Raw genomic sequence first — 17,805 nt, forward strand, 5'->3', positions numbered from 1 at the left:
CATATCTTTTTTTGTGTGTTCTGTATTTTCATTTCTTTCTGTATGCGAATTTGCTACAATGAAATTTATGCAGAGGAATGTATTTCGACAATTTTATACACAACTATGTATAGGATATTAAAAAAGAAGGTGAACACATTGGAACATTCAGCACATGAAGTTGCAAACTGGCAATATTACTTTGCCATTGCTGTATTTTTAGTAACATACGGCTTTATTATCTCAGAAAAAATTAACCGTGCTGTCATTGCTTTGCTTGGGGCTGCCATTATGGTTATTATGGGAATTGTAGATTTACATACTGCCTTTACTACACATATTCAATGGGAAACCATTACTCTATTAATTGGGATGATGATTCTCGTACATATTACAAGTCAATCTGGGGTCTTTGAATATGTGGCTATTAAAGCTGCAAAAGCAGCCGGCGGAAAACCAATTCGAATTTTACTGCTCCTATCCCTTTTAACCGCAGTTGGTTCTGCCTTTTTAGATAATGTAACAACCGTTTTATTAGTCGTACCAGTTACATTATCGATTACACGTATTTTAAAGGTAGCTCCTGTTCCGTATTTAATTTCAGAAGTATTATTCTCTAACATCGGCGGAACAGCGACACTTATTGGTGATCCTCCAAACATTATGATTGGATCTGCAAATAAGCATCTTGATTTTAATGCGTTTTTACTGAATTTAGCACCGATTGTTGCTATTATTGCTGCCGTTACATTACTTATTTTATATGTTATGTATCGCAACAAATTAAAAACAACAGACGAACAAATTCAGAAACTGATGTCTTTGAATGAAAAAGACTACATTTGTGATCGCAGCTTACTCGTTAAGTCCTTATCGATTTTAGGATTAACAATACTTGGATTCATTCTTCATTCTATTATTCATGTTGATGCTGCTGTAATTGCGATGACTGGTGCTGTCCTTTTAATGCTAATCGGTGTAAAAGAACACGAGATAGAAAATGTATTTGCTCATATTGAATGGGTAACAATTTTCTTCTTTGCAGGTTTATTCGTTCTTGTCGGTGCACTTGTTGATATTGGACTTATTTCCTCACTTGCACAGAAAGTATTGGATGTAACAAACGGAGATATTGGCTATGCATCCATCTTAATTTTATGGGTATCTGGTGCTGCTTCTGCCACAATTGATAACATTCCGTTTGTAGCAACAATGATTCCGCTTATTCAAAACTTAGCAAGCGGACTTGGACTTTCGCCGGATTCTCCGCAAATTGAAGTACTATGGTGGGCTTTATCTCTTGGAGCTTGCTTAGGAGGAAATGGCACGCTAATTGGCGCCTCTGCCAATGTCGTTGTAGCAGGAATTGCAAAACGTGAAGGATACGGTTTCTCTTACATGGACTTCTTAAAAATTGGGTTACCATTAACCATTGTTGCACTGCTATTATCACATGCATATATTTATTTACGTTATTTAATGTAGAAAAGGTTTGCAGCATAAGCTGCAAACCTTTCTTTTTCACCAAAAGATACCTATAACTGCAAGAGCACCTAAAATTAAACCTCCAACTTGACCAATCATTGCTGGCGTCCATTCAATTCCCTTTTTCATTTGTACAACTGGTCTTTCATGCCGCAGTTGCTGCACTTCTGCTTGCAGTTGATGGATGGAACCGTGCAATTCTTTCACAAGCTCTTTCAGCTCTGCTATTTCTTCTTCACCTGACTTCTTTTTTTCTAAATTCATTTTCAATACCCCTTTTAGATCAATAAATTGAATAATGTTGGATTGTGATTGATTTCCATATAACGTACGCCCTGTTCTTCCATTCGTCTAATAAGAGGCTCATAATCTTCTTTTTGCTGAAGTTCAATTCCAACTAGAGCCGGACCATTATCTTTATTGTTCTTCTTCGTGTACTCAAAACGGGTGATATCATCATTAGGCCCGAGAACGTTATCTAAAAACTCACGCAAAGCACGGGGACGTTGCGGAAAATTAATAATAAAATAATGCTTCAGTCCCTCATAAATTAACGATCTCTCTTTCGTTTCCTGCATCCGATCAATATCGTTATTGCCGCCACTCACGATACAAACAACCGTCTTTCCACGAATTTCATCTTTATATAAATCAAGCGCTGCAATTGGCAGGGCACCAGACGGCTCTGCAACAATTGCATTTTTATTATAAAGTTCAAGTAATGTCGTACACACTTTCCCCTCTGGTACAGCGACAATGTCATCTAGTACACGTTTACAAATTTCATATGTAAGATAACCAACTTGTTTGACCGCTGTTCCGTCCACAAACGAATCAATATGCGGAAGCTTAACAACCTCTCCTTGCGCAAACGCCTCTTTCATAGAAGCAGCACCTTCTGGTTCAACCCCAACAATTTTCGTTAAAGGACTAATTCCTTTTACGTATGTTCCAACTCCAGCTGCTAAGCCTCCTCCGCCAATTCCCATAAACATGTAATCAATTGTACAATCCGTATCATGTAGAATTTCTACACCAATCGTCCCTTGTCCTGCAATCACATGTGGATCATCAAACGGATGAATAAATGTTAATCTCTGCTCTTCACAATATTTTACTGCTTCCCCATAAGAACTATCAAATGTATCTCCTTGCAGCATCACCTCTACGTAATCTCCTCCAAAAAAGCGCACTTGTGATACTTTTTGACTTGGTGTTGTATTTGGCATAAAAATCTTTGCTGGAATTTGTAATTTATGACATGTATAAGCTACACCTTGTGCATGATTACCCGCACTAGCACATACAACTCCTTTTTTCAACTCTTCCATCGGTAAATTGCTAATACAGTTATAGGCACCGCGTATTTTAAAAGAACGAACAACTTGTAAGTCCTCTCGTTTTAAATATACGTTACATTGATATTTCTCTGATAGAATAGGATCTCGCTCTAAAGATGTATTTCGAATCACATCTTTTAACGTATTATACGCAACGAGAATATCTTCAATTTTGATCATTTCTTTCACATTCTTCATATCTTTGACCGCCTCACTGTAGGATTTAAAAGTTTTGTTTTACATTATACAGAATAATCTAAATATTTCAAATGGAGTTTAAATAAAAAATGAATCAACACAGTGCATGTGTTGATTCATCCTTTCATGATGGCGTTTCCATTTTAAATATTTGACCTTTGACATGTACCAAATTTATTATTTTAATTTTATAAAAAAAGCTATTAATCAACCTCTTGCCCAGAAATAGATTTCCATCCAGTAGCTGTAACGCCTGCTTCTAAACTAAGGCTATTCACCACTTTTTCAATAAAAGCTGTTTTCTTAGCATCACAATATAAAACTGCTCGAATCATGATTTTTTTACCTTCTTCAACCTCTTCACTATATAGTTCTCTTAACTCAATTCCTTCTGTATTTAGCACTTGCATTAGCAACGACCTAATATGCACTTCGTCTTTATTAGAGCATGTTGCAGATATCGCATAATTCATTTTCTCTGGCATTTGATCAGTTGATTTTTTATTCATAAATAATGCAACTGGACGAAGGAAAATATTAGCTAATAAAACTCCAAACGCCCCTAGTATAGCTACTGTTAGAAAACCTGCTCCGACAAGAGTCCCAACAGCTGCAGAACACCATAATGTTGCAGCAGTATTCAAACCACGAATACTAAAGCCGTCTCGAATAATGACGCCCCCGCCTAAAAACCCAATTCCACTAACAACTTGAGCTGCAATCCGTGTTGGACTAGATTCCCCTGTCACAATAACTGACAATAAAACAAACAAGCATGCTCCTAATGAAACCAAAGCATTCGTTCTTAATCCTGCCATACGATGAAGCCACTGGCGTTCTGTTCCAATAAGTGCTCCTGCCAATATAGCTACAAATATACGAAGTGCCATCTCTTGCAGCATCATCTTTTTTCACCTCTATCTATGTATAAAGGAGAATTCTATATAAAATCCTCCTTTTTATATTGTACCTTAATTCTCATTAACATCAATTTCATAAAGCTAGCTACTATTTATTCTTCTATAAGTTTCCTGCACATTTAACCTTACACGTACAATCAAAATAAAAAGTTTCTAATATTATTGTGTATAAAATTTTCAATTATTTTTTCGCCTTGTTAAAATGATAAAGCTAAGCATTGCACCGATATGACAACAAACAATTGTAATTCCCATCGGTACAGCTGTCTGTTCTCCTTGAATACCAACTAAAGGTGCTACTACAGCGCCAGATATAAAAGGTAAAAGTCCTAATAAAGCTGCGGCGCTTCCTGCTGCTTTCTGCTGCTTCTGCATCGCTAACGTAAATCCAGTCGTCCCAACAATCCCTACGCTAGAAACAATAATAAAGAAGCAGATTAACACTCCTATTAAAGAAGGTGCCAGCAAAATAATAAGAAGAAGAGTGATGCCTCCTAGCAATGCAAAGAGAAGTCCAGCTACTAATAAAGTACGTTCTTTAATCCGCCCTGCCAAGCGTCCTGTAACTTGAGATGCAATAATAATACCAAAACCATTAATCGCAAAAAATAAGCTATATAATTGCGGCGAAGCACCAAAAATATTTTGAATAACAAATGGTGATCCTGAAATATAAGCAAACATCGCTGCTGTGATAAACCCTTGAGAAAGTGCATATCCCATAAATACGCGATCTTGTAATAAACGTTTATAATGAGATAAACTCTCTCCCCATCCGCCTGCTGTTCTTTTCTCTTCATGTAACGTTTCTGGCAAAATAAAAATAACACTTAATAACATAAGTCCACTTAATACACCTAACACAATAAACACCCAGTGCCAAGAAGCAAAGTTTAAAATTTGTCCGCCCATAATAGGCGCAAAAATCGGAGCCGCTCCATTTACTAGCATTAAAGCAGAAAAGAATTTTGTAAGCTCCGATCCCGTATATAAATCTCTAACAATAGCACGCGAAAGTACAATCCCTGCTGAACCAGCTGCACCTTGAATAAAACGTAATACGATCAGTAACCATACAGACGGTGTCAACGCACATAAGAAGGAAGCAGCTGCATAAATAACAAGACCAATTACAATCGGTTTCTTCCTCCCTTGACGGTCACTCCATGCACCAACCCACAATTGACCTAACGCAATTCCTAACAAACATGCAGTTAAACTTAACTGCGTAAGTGCACTTGTCGCATGCAAATCGTTTGTTAAAGCTGGAAAAGCCGGAAGGTACATATCAATAGAAAGCGGACCAATCGCAGATAAGCTTCCAAGAATAATCGCTAGGATGATTCGCTTATCTTTTGCGACTTGTACTTTCATTTGTAATTCTGTTTGCAATCATATAACCCCCTTTTTTATCTTCCCACTAGCACGCGGGATAAAGTGAAACTTCCATCAGTGGGGTTTTTTTCATCCCCTACTGATGGTTAGTTGAACCAATCGGGCTTTTACGGGCAGTTAGCCCCCACCTATCTTCCTCGCTTCTCTCTCAATCTTGAGGTGGGGGTCTTACTGCCCGTTAATGCGGGATAAAGAAAAAACCCTATTATATAGAAGTTTCACTTTATGTTTCAAATTGCTTATACCTTGTTCAATTACTTCAATAAATAAGAGTATAGAATAACAGACAAGATGTAACTGTATTAGTTACACGATTGTTTTTTGTCAACACATTTATCCGATATTTTTCCAATTCAACAATATCAAAAAGGATATCAACAAATGTCGATATCCTTTTATCTTCTAGAATTCCATTCAAATCCCCTCTACATTTGTCAGCGGCTTCTCATACGTATCACTATAACAAGTATACATTGTTGTCTTATCTTCTATTATAATTCGCTCTTTGTTAACAATAAAATTCTGCTTCACTGAAAACAACATGACCTACTTAGACAAAACACTCCTGACAATTCCTAATTCGTACTGATGCCTCGCGCTGTCCAAATACGATCAATTTCCGCGCCATGCTGTCCTCCGTAAAGAAGAGCATCCGCTTGTTTAATCGCTCTCGCACCGTCACGGAACGTAGCGTTAGGAGTAAGGGACCAATGCGATTGCAAAATGATTTTTGTCGCAATATCGCGGCCAAAAGCTTGCGCCATATCATACTCACCTTGCGACCAAATTTCGCCGTCCGCATGAACTTCATTTACAATGTCTTTTGGATACACTTTATTATCGTCCAATCTGCGAAGACAAGTTGGGTTCGTATTTGAATAAGAAGTCGAATCCCATTCTCCGATACACGCTTTTCCATAACTTGTTCCTGATACAGCATCTTCATAAGTAGCTCCCAAGAAATCCCCAAAGCCTTCTCCCATGGCTCCACCTTCTGAAGAATTCCCAAACCCAGGAACTTGATTATCTTGAATAGAATGACCATATTCATGAGCAATAACCCCTGCATCTTCCGCATCATCAACTCCGCCGGAACCGAATGTCAGCGCCTTAGTCGAAGGGGAATAAAAAGAATTATCGGCTTTATATGTATTCACATTCGCTTTAATAGAACGATTGTTAATATTATTAAAGCCTAGCTGTTGTATATACCGTTGCAAAGTATCAATGTGATAATATGTCATAACATCTTCAAATCTATCATTTGAACGTGTGTAATTATATTGAAGAGAGGCAGAATACGTTTTTACTTTCGACGTAATCGTCACATAGTCTCCAATTAAATATCCTGATCCATTAAGTCCTTTTAAAGTGACCGTTTTTAGTTGATTATTCAATCCAGTAGAGTCTGCATCATTATTGTCAGTCAGTCCAACCAAACTTCCACTCGTTGCTACAGGATTTGGCAGGAACACTTTTCCTTGCCCTTCTGCTTTTCGGTTTAAGTCTTTTTTCTTAAGCAGTTTTCCGTTTTCCGCATCAATAAATGTTTCCCACGCACCGAACGGCTTTTGAGAGTGGATAACAACCCGATACGCTGGAATTGCCACACCTTCTTCGACTATATACCCGAACTCACGCGTAGTTGGAGCCCATAGATTTGGATCGTCAGCTTCAATATACTGACTAGATTTGCCTTCTGCTTCCTTTTCACTCAATTTCTGCTTAATTTGCTTGACGCTCTGTACAGGAAGGTAATCCGAAACTGCTAATATACCTTGTCCTCCTTTATTGAGCGTAACGGTTACTTGCCTAGAAAACACAGGAGATCCATTTACTGTTTGTTGAAATCTAACATAAGATGCCACCTGTGTATCTGTCGTAGAAACATATTGCAAATCTGATAAATCCGCCTTTAAAGAATACTGAGCAGCGTTCGCTTTTAAATATTCGGTTGCCTGTACTTGAGGCGAAACTGCCTGTACCTTTACTTGTGTTTCCTCTACTGCAGAAGCAGTGGACATAATACCAAAAACCAACGGAATTGCCGTTGCAACCGCGACAACTTTTTTCAACAAAACTATCACTCTCCTCTTCTAGAGTTATTTCGAATGTACGAATAATTCTAGAAGAGATAATATTTTACCTTTCTATTTTCTATATAATCAGTAAAAGTAAGATTTTCTCAATAATTTTTCATAAAACAGAAATTTAGAAGCTTTCTTACAAACTTACATTTTGTTCTGCTGTTATTTCTTCAAATACGGCAATGTCTTGTGGAACAATGCCAATCCCTTGTTTAATGAATTTAGCTTCATGAATCAAGTCACGCCCTAAAATTTGCACTTCGTCATTATCCGGGGATAGCACAGTAGCTAGAATGTTACTTGTAGTGCTTTTCTCTGCTTCGTCTGGCCGCCCTAAAAGACCGAGGATTTCTCCTTTCTGAATTGAAAAGCTAATACCTGCTACAGCTTTTTTTGACTGTTAGCTTTTTTACAGATTATTTATTGAAACAATAGTATCCATAGTATGTATTACTTTCTTAGATCATTTTTTGATAACATTAATAATGAGCAATAAAGCATTACTTACAATGCTTGCTACACCTATCCAAAATAGCCAATTTGTTGCGGTTAGCCAAGAAGCGGCGATGATGAGTAGCGCAATGGCAATTGATACACAATTGCCAATCCGGTTTAGTTTCTTATTGCGGTGAAATTTATGCTTGGCCTGAGAAATAGATTGCCGGACTGTATTCTTAACATAATAGGTTTTTTCTTTAATCTTATTCTCAGTATCTTTTGCTTTCTGATGAAGCATATTACTAATATAGGATTCATTCACAATTCGCACCCCCATATCGACGTTTTGAAAACTCAGCCAAAACTTTTTCCTGATAACTATCTGAGTTTAACTGTGCCTGCTCATCAACTTCAAGATTTGCATTTTCTTCAAAACCGTCTTGTTCTTCGCCGTCGAAGCGATAGAGCTTTTGTAATAATTCCCAAAATGTTTTAATTTCGTCAGTTGTGAAATCGTGAAACATATCCGCTAAAAAATAGGTAGACTTTTCCGAACAAGCAATTAACGCTTTTTTTCCTTCAGGGGTAATCTCGATATTGATAGAACGTTTATCCATTTTACTCGGCATAGTTTTAACATAACCTTTTTTCACAAGGCTTGTAGTCAACTTGTTAGCAGTTTGCTTTGTTGTACCTAGCTTTTTAGCGATATTAATAAGTGTAGTGCTTTCGATTGGCAAATGTGCAATAGCAATCAGAGCCATATGTTGTCGGGCAGTTAATATCTCCATGTATTCGTCCCCCCGAGTTTGAATCTTATTGACAACCGAAAACAAAGTCGCGTAACTTTGCTGCATAAAATGCAGTTCTTTCATTAAGAAGTTGATATCCATTTTTAGCTCCCCTTATATTAGTCACCATGTTTACAAATTTAAAATACCATATCCCTTAAAAACATGTCAACATGGTGATCAATTTCACTTGAACTAACTTTTCTTGAATAAACAACGATTTTTTATTCATTTTCCTAAGTCCGTTTAAATGCAAAAAATCCCCACTGTTTGTTTCGAAAGTAAGGATTTCTTTTGTTTAAAGATTTTTCTTTTTTCTCAAAGCACTACCCTACATTTAAAAAGTTTTGTTAAAGATTGCACCAAAAGCTTAACGAATATAAAAAAGTTACTAAATACATTTATAATAAAAAACCGTTGTATGTAATTCTCCGTTTGCCGATTCAGCATAGCGTGGAATTTTCCCTGCTTCGACAAAGCCTAATGATGTATATAGTTTATTAGAAGGATCTCCTTCTCTAGTATCTAATACTAACAAAGATTTATTTTCTTGATTCGCTCTTTCTTCTGCTTTTTGCATAAGTGCACGTCCAATTCCGTTCCGTCTAAACTTTGGGTGTGTCATTAATTTTCCAATTTCAGCTCGATGACTTCCGTTTTGCTTCGTGCTGAAATGCAATTGTACGCTGCCTGCTACTTCATTGTTTATCCTTGCAATAAATAGTATAACTTCAGGACTTAACACGGTTTCCCAATACTTTGTCGCTTCTTCTTGTTTCATTGGTGGTAAAAAACCTATTGATGCCCCGTCATCCACAACTAGTCTCAAAAGTTCTGAAAGTCCTTCGATATCTTCATCAATTATCTTCACTTCTTCTATTTTAAGCTGATGAACCAATTCACACTCCTCCTTTTCACATATTAAGTCCCTTCTCTGTCGTTTTAACCAAGAATATCTTTGGTCACCCAGCCGACTACACCATCTCTTTTTATCAATTTATATCCCGTGCAGCTGTCATCAATTACAGATACAATATCTCCTTTACTTACATTTATTTGTGCGCAGGAAACATCTGTTTTTGCAGTAAAATACCCGGTTTTATTTTGATGAAGATATTCATTTTTAACATAAAGTAGCTGCTTTGTTTCTAGCTGTTTGCATAAAGTGAAGTGTTCATTTTTTTCGACTGGAACTATATCATATAGTGGATAAGTAATAGAACCAACCATCATAGGTTCTGCACGAAAGTCTTTTAACACTTTACATTTTGGAAAATGATCCATATATGTATACGAAAATATATCTCCAGCAGATGATCTATGAATGATAAATGCATTTAATTGACCAGTTTCTTTGACGGCGTTTCCACCATCGATTGCAATTATTTTTTTGGTTTGATCAATTATCGGATTATCAGCAGGGACGTCTGAAGAATAATTAACAACTGGCCAATGCCCAACGATTACATATTTGTTCGCACGATGTGACTTATGTAAAAATGCCGGCAGTGTAATAGCAGTATCTCGATCTGTATCTTTCCAGTTCTCTATGTCCTCTAATCCTGCGTGAACAAAAATATAGTCTTCTGTTTCAATAGCAGTTGGTAATTTTGTAAGCCACTCCATTTCTTTTGAAAAATGACTTGTTAGTATTTCCTTTACCTCTCGGATGTTTGTATCTTCGCTCACAAAATATCCTAAGTGCTCAAGCCATTCATTGAATATAGAATGCCGCTTCGTACATAAATAGTTTATTAACTGGGGATTTTCATTTAAAAGCTCTTCAACTAAAGTATCACAATTACCTTCTATCACATGAACCTTTGGATTCTTAGCTGAAAGTTCCATTACATAGCTTACAACACCTAAACTGTTACTGCCTTTCTCACAAAGATCACCATTAATGATTAAGTAATCCTCTGTGCTAAAGTTAACTTTTTCTAATAACGCTTTGAAAAGTTCTAATTCTCCATGAATATCAGAAATAACAATGACTCTTACGTTATTTGGGATTGATAATTTTTTTATTTTGTCCAATGTGGGTACCTCTTTTTTTAGTTACAACGTCTACTGTAATACGTATTAACTTTGTTTTAATTCATTATTTTACGAAAACTCATTCGACAAAATACCTTATTATCCCTCTTTTTGTAACTAATCCGCTCTTTAACACATAAATGGTATTTTTAATCAATTTAGCATGAAAACAACAATGCGGAATTACTATATACGGAATTAACTAGTCATATGTAAGGACGAATCTTTATATTTAAAATAAAAAAAGATAAGGTTAAATTTATCAAGACCTAAATTTAAAAAATCCAAAAAAATAAAGCCCCCGATAGTTTAAATACAATTATTCACAATCTTGCTTTTTCTCATAAAAATAATCATCCATATTTTACCATACTCAATACTGAAACCTTAGTTTATAAGAAGAAGATATGGAAAATTGATTAAAAACTCAAATTTTACAGGTCTTAAAAATAAATCTTTTAATGTTTCTTCTGCATTCTTACTCTCAAATATTATCTCATATAAGGCATTACAAATCGGGAGTTGAACGTCATAATGAATGGATAATACCCTTAATGCTTTTATAGTTGCAATACCTTCTGCTAATTTTCCAAACTTTTTTCCTTCAACTAATGCCTGTCCATATTTTCTATTATGACTATTATCCGAGAATAATGTTGCTTCAAAGTCTCCTAGATGACTCAATCCATATACAGTTACATCATTTCCACCCATTGCTCTAACTAGACGAGAGATTTCCCTTGTCCCCCTTGCCATAAGTGAACCTTTTAAACTGCTATAATTTAATCCATCTAACATTCCTGCTGCTATACCCATAACATTTTTTGTAGCAGCCCCAATCTCATTTCCAATAAGGTCTTGCCCATAGTAGAATCTAATTAAATCACTATTCAACTCTTGTACAATTTTTTTTGTTACTTCAATATTTTCAGAACCTATAACCATACAATTTGGTATATTATTCAAGAAATCTTGCACGTGTCCAGGTCCTACCCATACTGCTGTATTTATATTTTTTCCAACCTCTTCCCCAAATACTTGAGAAAGTCTTTTACCACTATTAGCCTCTAATCCTTTCATACATAAAATAAAAGTTTTACCTTGTATTGCATTTAATGAGCTTAATTGATTTGCAAAGGAACGTAATTCTTGAGCACTAATGGAAATAATTATTATTTCAGCATATAATATGGCTTTTTCTAATGAGTTTGTTAATTCTACATCTTCTGGTAATGAAAGATAATCATTTCTTCTGGTCTCTTTTAACCCAATGAAATTTCTGGAGTTCTCTCTCCCCCATAGCATAACATTGTGTCTAACTTTATTAGCATACCAAGCCAAAAAGGTTCCCCAACGTCCACAACCTAAAACTGAAATATTCAATATTTCACCCTCATCTTTTTTAAAATTTATCATTCTCTATTTAATAATAGCTCTGTCATCTCCTAAAGGAAAAAGAGTTGAATTTTTTTATATGGACAAGGGGTATATTCGACTAGCTTTATAAAATATCCTCCCCCTGTAGGCTAAGTCCTCTAACCTCTTGAACAAACATACATTCCCTAAACATAATATACATCTTATATTTTTTTAATCACTTGTTATCTGATATATCATGTAAGAAAAAAGAGGATATGTGCCTTCATAATAGACATAATATCCTCTTATTATCATAGTATGTTTAACGAAAGCCTTATCTCATTGTATATTTACTATTTTTTGAGGCTACACCCCACTTTTGAGATTGTGAGAGTCAATATAAGAAGAACTTTTGTATAATGATTCAAGTATTTACAGATTTCCTTCTCAATCGCATCCTTTTATTTAAAACCTGGAAGAGAATAGCCTTAATTCCCAATCGCTTACTTGCCTAATATATTTATTCCATTCTGATCTTTTAATTTTAATAAATTCCTCCCAGATTGATCTCCCAATAGTTTCAGCCAAGATTGTGTCTTCTGCTAAATGCCCTACTGCTTGATTTAAGTTTCTCGGCCCCCAAGAAATTCCTCTTTCTTTTAATTCAATATCATCTAACTTACTTATATCCACATCCATCGGTTCACCTGGATCCATTCTGTTTTGAATCCCATGGAGGCCTGAAGCTACTAAACAAGCTGCAAGCAAATATGGATTGCACGTTCCATCAGCACCTCGAAATTCAAATCTTCTTGCCCTTGCTTTGTCAGGGATTCTTACTAATACAGAGCGATTTCTAGCTCCATAACAGATGTGGGCTGGTGCCCAAGATCCTGACTGCATCCGTTTATACGAATTAATACTAGGAGCACCGATTGCAATTAGAGATGCACCGTGTTTCAAAAGTCCACCTATAAAATGATACGCTTTTTCAGACATATCCAACCCTCTTGAATCTGTGGCATCCTGGAAGATATTCTCACCAATTTTATCAAATATACTAATATGAACATGCAGTCCATTGCCCGGCAAGTGTTGAAATGGTTTAGGCATTAATGTGCCTATCATCCCTTTGTCCCTAGCAATCTGTTTAAATAAATGCATAAATGTTACTTGATCATCTGCCGCCTTCAAAGCAGGAGCATATTTCAAATTTATCTCTAATTGCCCAGGGCCATACTCGCTAGAAATTTGTTCTGTTTGAACACTCATCTTTTCCAAGGAACAAACAAAATCCTGAACAAAGTCTTCTTGGATGTCTATGCCTTCTGTAGAGAAGCAATGGCTCTTGTCTGCCGGCTCAAGCTTCCCATCTATTTCTTTCAGTAAATAAGCTTCCTGTTCAAATGCCATATACATTTTTCCGCCCAAGAGTGTTTCCGCTTCCGAAAGCAGACGCTTCAATGCACTTCTTGGACATCCCTCCCATGGCTCTCCGTTTTCATCAACTAAATCACAAAGCATTCTTGCTGTATTTTTCCGATAAGGAAGGATAGCGAAGGTACTTGGATCAGGTACCGCAAAGAAATCTCCATCGTTTGCTCCATACGTAGGGTTGGGAATATATTCATCAAAACAATCAAAACTCATAATTGCTGTACTAAAGTTAATTCCTTTTTCCATTGCGCTGTTAAGCTGGGAAGTACGAATTGTTCTTCCTCTCGTCATACCGGCATAGTCTAAAAATTCCACTCGAATAAATTCAATATTTTCTTGTTCGACGATTTTTAAAACGTTTTCTTTTGTTAACATGTTGATTGTCCCCCTTTTAGTAATCTTCTTAGTACACTATAAGTAAAGATCTTAACGCCAACTGCAATAATCTGATCATCAAATTGAAACTCAGGATGATGTAAATCATAACAAGGCTGATCTGTTTGTCTAATACCTAATCGGAAATAGGTACTCGGAACCTTTACAGCAAATGCTCCAAAGTCATCTGCACCCATTGAAGGATCTTTCAGTACATAAACTGCATTCACACCTAATAATTCCTTCATTCCTTCTTCAATGCTACGAGTTAATGCTTCTTCATTTATTACCGGCGGGTGGCTATATGTATACGTAATATTTGCTTGGGCTCCATACGAATTCACTATACCTTCGACCAGTTGAATAATTTGTGATTTTATCTTCTGTCTCGTTTCCATGGTTATGGTTCTTGTTGTTCCTTCTAGAACTACCTGATCCGCAACTACATTACTTGCCGTCCCGCCTTGAATTTTCCCGACATGAACCACTACCGGCTCGATAGGATTATGACTTTTCGTGACAAGAAGAGACAGAGCCTGAAGAACATTAGCGCTAATGGCAATAGCGTCAATACCTTGGTGCGGACGTGCACTATGCCCGCCTTTTCCCACTATTTCAATCACGAAATTATCACAAGAAGCCGTAATTGTACCGTGTTTGATACCAACCGTTCCGAATGGTAAATGGGGCCATAAATGAAGGGCAATCATTTCATCGATCAAAGGATTTTCCAACACTCCTTTTTGTATCATTTCTTCTGCTGCGCCATCCGCTTCTTCACCCGGTTGAAAAATACAACGAACTCGTCCGCTAAATCTATGTTTTAATTGAAATAACTGATAAACTGTCCCTAATAAAATAGCGGTGTGGCCATCATGCCCGCAAGCATGCATGACTCCATAATTTTGAGAAGAAAAGGAAAGGTCCGTTTTTTCTTCAATCGGCAACGCATCGATGTCTGCCCGCACTCCAATATGCAATCCCTCACCCATTTCGCCAATAATATCAACGACAATCCCTGTTTCTGCAACTTTTTCGTACGGAATCTTCCATTCTTGCAAGCATGAAATGATATACTCGCACGTAGCGTATTCCTGAAATGAAAGTTCCGGATACTGGTGGATATGTCTTCGAATACGAGTCAACTGTTCTGTCATTTCCTTACTCAATTCTATGTCTTGTTTTTCAATGGTTTTCAATGTGTTCAGCCCCCCCTTTTTCAATTTCTATCTTCCCTGCTTTAATTTTTTGAAGCACAAACATATATATAGCCCCTATGAGAAGCCAAACAGATCCGATTTCAATCGCAAGCCGATCCATTCCATACACTACATAACCGATAATAATTAACCCAAAAAGAGGAAATACAAGGTGTTGAATAAATTTTTTTGATTTTTGGCGAATGATATAATGATTAATTACTGAAATATGCAATATAAGAAAACCAACCAACGCTCCAAAATTAACAATATTCGTTAACATCCCAATGTTATTTTCAAACGCCATTCCTACAGAAAAAGAAACAATAGCCACTAGAAAAGTACTAATATATGGTGTTTGAAATCTCGGATGAACTTTTGCGAATACAGAAGGCAATTTACGATCCCGTCCCATGGAATAAAGAAGTCGGGAGATGGCTGCCTGAGATGCAAGCGCACTGGCAATTCCCCAAGAAAATACTGTCGCAATGAGTGTCAAATTCTTTAACCAACTACCTCCAGCCAATTCAGCTGCTTGATAGAAAGCTGTATCTAAATTTTCAATTTTTAATCCGCGGCTAAGATCACTTGCGACCCAGGTTTGAGATATAAACAATACGCCTGCAATCAACAAAGTAAGAACTGTAGCTCTACCTACAATTTTGTTGCCTCCTTTTACTTCTTCAGAAAGTGTGGAAATGGCATCAAAACCTAAAAAGGATAGCACCGCTATTGAAACTGCCCCCATAACCATGTGTAGATTAAACTTGCTGGAATCATATATAGGTTTGATTGTTAGGCTAGTACCGTCTACCCCTTTATATAAAGCGATCAGCCCGAATATAAGAAAAATAACTAAAACCATAAATTGTAAAACCAAAATAATTTTATTTGCTTTTGCGGTAAATTCTACCCCGCGAATATTAATGAAGGTATTAAAGGAAATAAAGAGAACCAACCAAAACCAAACCGGCACTTCTGGAACCATTCCCGCTAATGAAACTGCGCTGACAACATAAGTTAAAGCAGGTACAAGAATGTAATCTAGCAAGATTCCCCAACCGGCAAGAAAACCAACATACTCATTGATCCCTCTTTGTGCATAGGTGTAAACGGAACCTGCCATCGGAAAAGCTTGGGACATTTTAGCGTAGCTCAGGGCCGTAAAAATCATTCCAATCATACCAATGATATAAGTAAGGGCGACCATACCCTTCGAAGTGTCAGAGATATAGCCAAACACACCAAATGGAGCAATAGGAACCAAAAAAATCAGCCCATAAAATACAAGATCCCAAAATGTTAATGTCCTTTTTAATTCCTGTTTATAACCGAATTGTTCGATTGACATCCTTAGCTCCTCCTTCTATCAAATATTAAATTGCAGGTTCTTTTTGTAAACCCTTTCAAAATTTCTAAACAAAACCATTTCGCCAATCCATTGGGCTGTTTCCACATTCATATAATCAGAGTCAACCCAAGTATTTAAAACTTTCTCAAAACATTCCTTAAATAAATACACTCCTAACCAATTCATTTCAGGCACAGTAAAAGCATCCGACCCATACATAACTTTATCGAAAGGAGCAAATTCAAACACTTGAGAAAGAATTCGTTGAACTCCATGACCTGCGAAAGGATTTTGCAGCGAAATATCCATATAAACATTTGGGAGAATACTTACAATAAAAGCCGCTTCCTCAACCCAGGGATATCCCCCATGAACAAGGTGAACCTTAGTATCGATGTATTTTTTATCCCTAAGCATGTTTATTAGAAAACTCGGACTCGCTTTCGGTAAAACAACTTCTCCATCTCCAACACCAGTATGAATATGCATAACCTTATCTGCGGCTGTACATTCTTCCAGCGCAATATGAAGGCAATAGTCACGAAAAGCTTTCACTTCTGCCCGGTCGTTCGTTTGAAATTCTCGGTATTGATCTCGGGCCATTTGTTCATTCATCTCTGAGATTTCCAGCCCACTTCTATAAGCAATAATCGATTTTAAACCGATAACATCAGATTTCTGTAAAGCTTGTCTTAAATCTGTACGATACCTTTCACTAAATTCCTCGAAACGGTCACATTCTTTGCATAAATGAACCATAACAGGTTCAATTCTATGAATTTCCCATATTTTTGCTCCACACAGATCTGCAAACTCATCTTTACTTAACATCGGCATTGGATATCCAAAATCAGTTACAACTCCAGTAATCTTAGCGTCCTGAAACAAATTCCTTGTATATCCCCTAAAATCACCAGCATATTTATTTCTGTTATTTACTACATCCATCAAGTTAGGCTCACATGAAAAATATTTTGCAAGTCGTTGAATCAAAATCTGAATCCACATATTAATTCCCGGAAAAGGTTGATTCTTATTTTGTATATAGTTGTTTGTAGCTCGGGTGGGTATAACAGATAAAGATAGTTTCCTAACAAACTCCTCTACTGTGTAAGGTTCTTGATTACCAACAAAAGGATGAGCATGTACATCAATAGCATGAATATGTTGTAAAGATACTTTATTCATAAATAACCTCCTCTGATCTTTTCAATTATTCTCTATGCAACATTCATGCCAAATAAAAAATACCAATTATATTAAGGTTTTCTTTGAATTTCATAAAATATAAATATGAAAAATATTCTCCAAATGAAAAGTATTCATAGAAAAATATTTTTCTATGACCGCCAGCAAAAAATTTATACGAATCGTTTTAATCAGATCATCACCTTTGGTATAATTAAAAATATTC

Annotated in this window: 16 protein-coding genes; 1 reads left to right on the plus strand and 15 read right to left on the minus strand. The window is 36.4% G+C overall.

What is annotated here, in order from left to right; genetic code table 11:
• Positions 1–42: 42 nt before the first annotated feature.
• The gene (locus tag LRP84_RS19625) at positions 43–1,464 is read left to right on the plus strand and encodes an ArsB/NhaD family transporter (RefSeq protein ID WP_335379661.1); all 1,422 of its coding nucleotides are present in this window, start codon (positions 43–45) and stop codon (positions 1,462–1,464) included.
• A 36-nt stretch (positions 1,465–1,500) separates the two neighbouring features.
• On the opposite strand, the gene LRP84_RS19630 is transcribed toward LRP84_RS19625, so the two are convergent.
• The 15 genes from LRP84_RS19630 to LRP84_RS19700 all read right to left on the minus strand — a co-directional run bounded on the left by LRP84_RS19630 (position 1,501) and on the right by LRP84_RS19700 (position 17,579).
• Complete coding sequence (locus tag LRP84_RS19630) at positions 1,501–1,728, minus strand: hypothetical protein (RefSeq protein WP_098310186.1); 228 nt, start codon at positions 1,726–1,728, stop codon at positions 1,501–1,503.
• 14 nt (positions 1,729–1,742) lie between these two features.
• The gene (gene ilvA, locus LRP84_RS19635; RefSeq protein ID WP_230576616.1) at positions 1,743–3,002 is read right to left on the minus strand and encodes a threonine ammonia-lyase IlvA; all 1,260 of its coding nucleotides are present in this window, start codon (positions 3,000–3,002) and stop codon (positions 1,743–1,745) included.
• A gap of 203 nt (positions 3,003–3,205) precedes the next feature.
• On the minus strand, positions 3,206–3,907 hold the full coding sequence (locus LRP84_RS19640) for an MgtC/SapB family protein (protein ID WP_230576617.1): 702 nt from the start codon (positions 3,905–3,907) through the stop codon (positions 3,206–3,208).
• 192 nt (positions 3,908–4,099) lie between these two features.
• Complete coding sequence (locus LRP84_RS19645; protein WP_230576628.1) at positions 4,100–5,296, minus strand: multidrug effflux MFS transporter; 1,197 nt, start codon at positions 5,294–5,296, stop codon at positions 4,100–4,102.
• A gap of 596 nt (positions 5,297–5,892) precedes the next feature.
• On the minus strand, positions 5,893–7,341 hold the full coding sequence (locus LRP84_RS19650; RefSeq protein WP_230576629.1) for a M36 family metallopeptidase: 1,449 nt from the start codon (positions 7,339–7,341) through the stop codon (positions 5,893–5,895).
• A 199-nt stretch (positions 7,342–7,540) separates the two neighbouring features.
• Positions 7,541–7,780, minus strand: a complete 240-nt coding sequence (locus LRP84_RS19655) for an ATP-binding cassette domain-containing protein (RefSeq protein WP_302850627.1) — start codon at positions 7,778–7,780, stop codon at positions 7,541–7,543.
• A gap of 87 nt (positions 7,781–7,867) precedes the next feature.
• A complete protein-coding gene (locus LRP84_RS19660) occupies positions 7,868–8,164 on the minus strand; it encodes a hypothetical protein (RefSeq protein WP_437438795.1) in 297 nt (98 codons plus the stop codon).
• Positions 8,157–8,735, minus strand: a complete 579-nt coding sequence (locus LRP84_RS19665) for a MarR family winged helix-turn-helix transcriptional regulator (RefSeq protein ID WP_230576618.1) — start codon at positions 8,733–8,735, stop codon at positions 8,157–8,159. The genes LRP84_RS19660 and LRP84_RS19665 overlap by 8 nt, the downstream gene beginning before the upstream one ends.
• Positions 8,736–9,024: 289 nt before the next feature.
• Complete coding sequence (locus LRP84_RS19670) at positions 9,025–9,531, minus strand: GNAT family N-acetyltransferase (protein WP_230576619.1); 507 nt, start codon at positions 9,529–9,531, stop codon at positions 9,025–9,027.
• 44 nt (positions 9,532–9,575) lie between these two features.
• Positions 9,576–10,670 (minus strand): metallophosphoesterase, encoded by a 1,095-nt coding sequence (locus LRP84_RS19675; protein ID WP_230576620.1) that lies wholly within the window; start codon positions 10,668–10,670, stop codon positions 9,576–9,578.
• A 387-nt stretch (positions 10,671–11,057) separates the two neighbouring features.
• Complete coding sequence (locus LRP84_RS19680) at positions 11,058–12,053, minus strand: NAD(P)H-dependent glycerol-3-phosphate dehydrogenase (RefSeq protein ID WP_230576621.1); 996 nt, start codon at positions 12,051–12,053, stop codon at positions 11,058–11,060.
• 441 nt (positions 12,054–12,494) lie between these two features.
• Positions 12,495–13,841, minus strand: a complete 1,347-nt coding sequence (locus LRP84_RS19685) for a glutamine synthetase family protein (protein WP_230576622.1) — start codon at positions 13,839–13,841, stop codon at positions 12,495–12,497.
• Positions 13,835–15,040 (minus strand): M20 metallopeptidase family protein, encoded by a 1,206-nt coding sequence (locus tag LRP84_RS19690; protein ID WP_230576623.1) that lies wholly within the window; start codon positions 15,038–15,040, stop codon positions 13,835–13,837. The genes LRP84_RS19685 and LRP84_RS19690 overlap by 7 nt, the downstream gene beginning before the upstream one ends.
• Positions 15,027–16,391, minus strand: coding sequence for an APC family permease (locus tag LRP84_RS19695; protein WP_230576624.1), 1,365 nt, complete (start codon positions 16,389–16,391; stop codon positions 15,027–15,029). Before LRP84_RS19695 ends, LRP84_RS19690 begins: the two co-directional genes overlap by 14 nt.
• Before the next feature lie 18 nt (positions 16,392–16,409).
• Entirely contained in the window at positions 16,410–17,579 is a 1,170-nt protein-coding gene (locus LRP84_RS19700; protein ID WP_230576625.1) for an amidohydrolase family protein, read from the minus strand.
• Positions 17,580–17,805 lie beyond the last annotated feature (226 nt).

The organism is Bacillus rhizoplanae (assembly GCF_917563915.1).
Taxonomy (GTDB): domain Bacteria; phylum Bacillota; class Bacilli; order Bacillales; family Bacillaceae_G; genus Bacillus_A; species Bacillus_A rhizoplanae.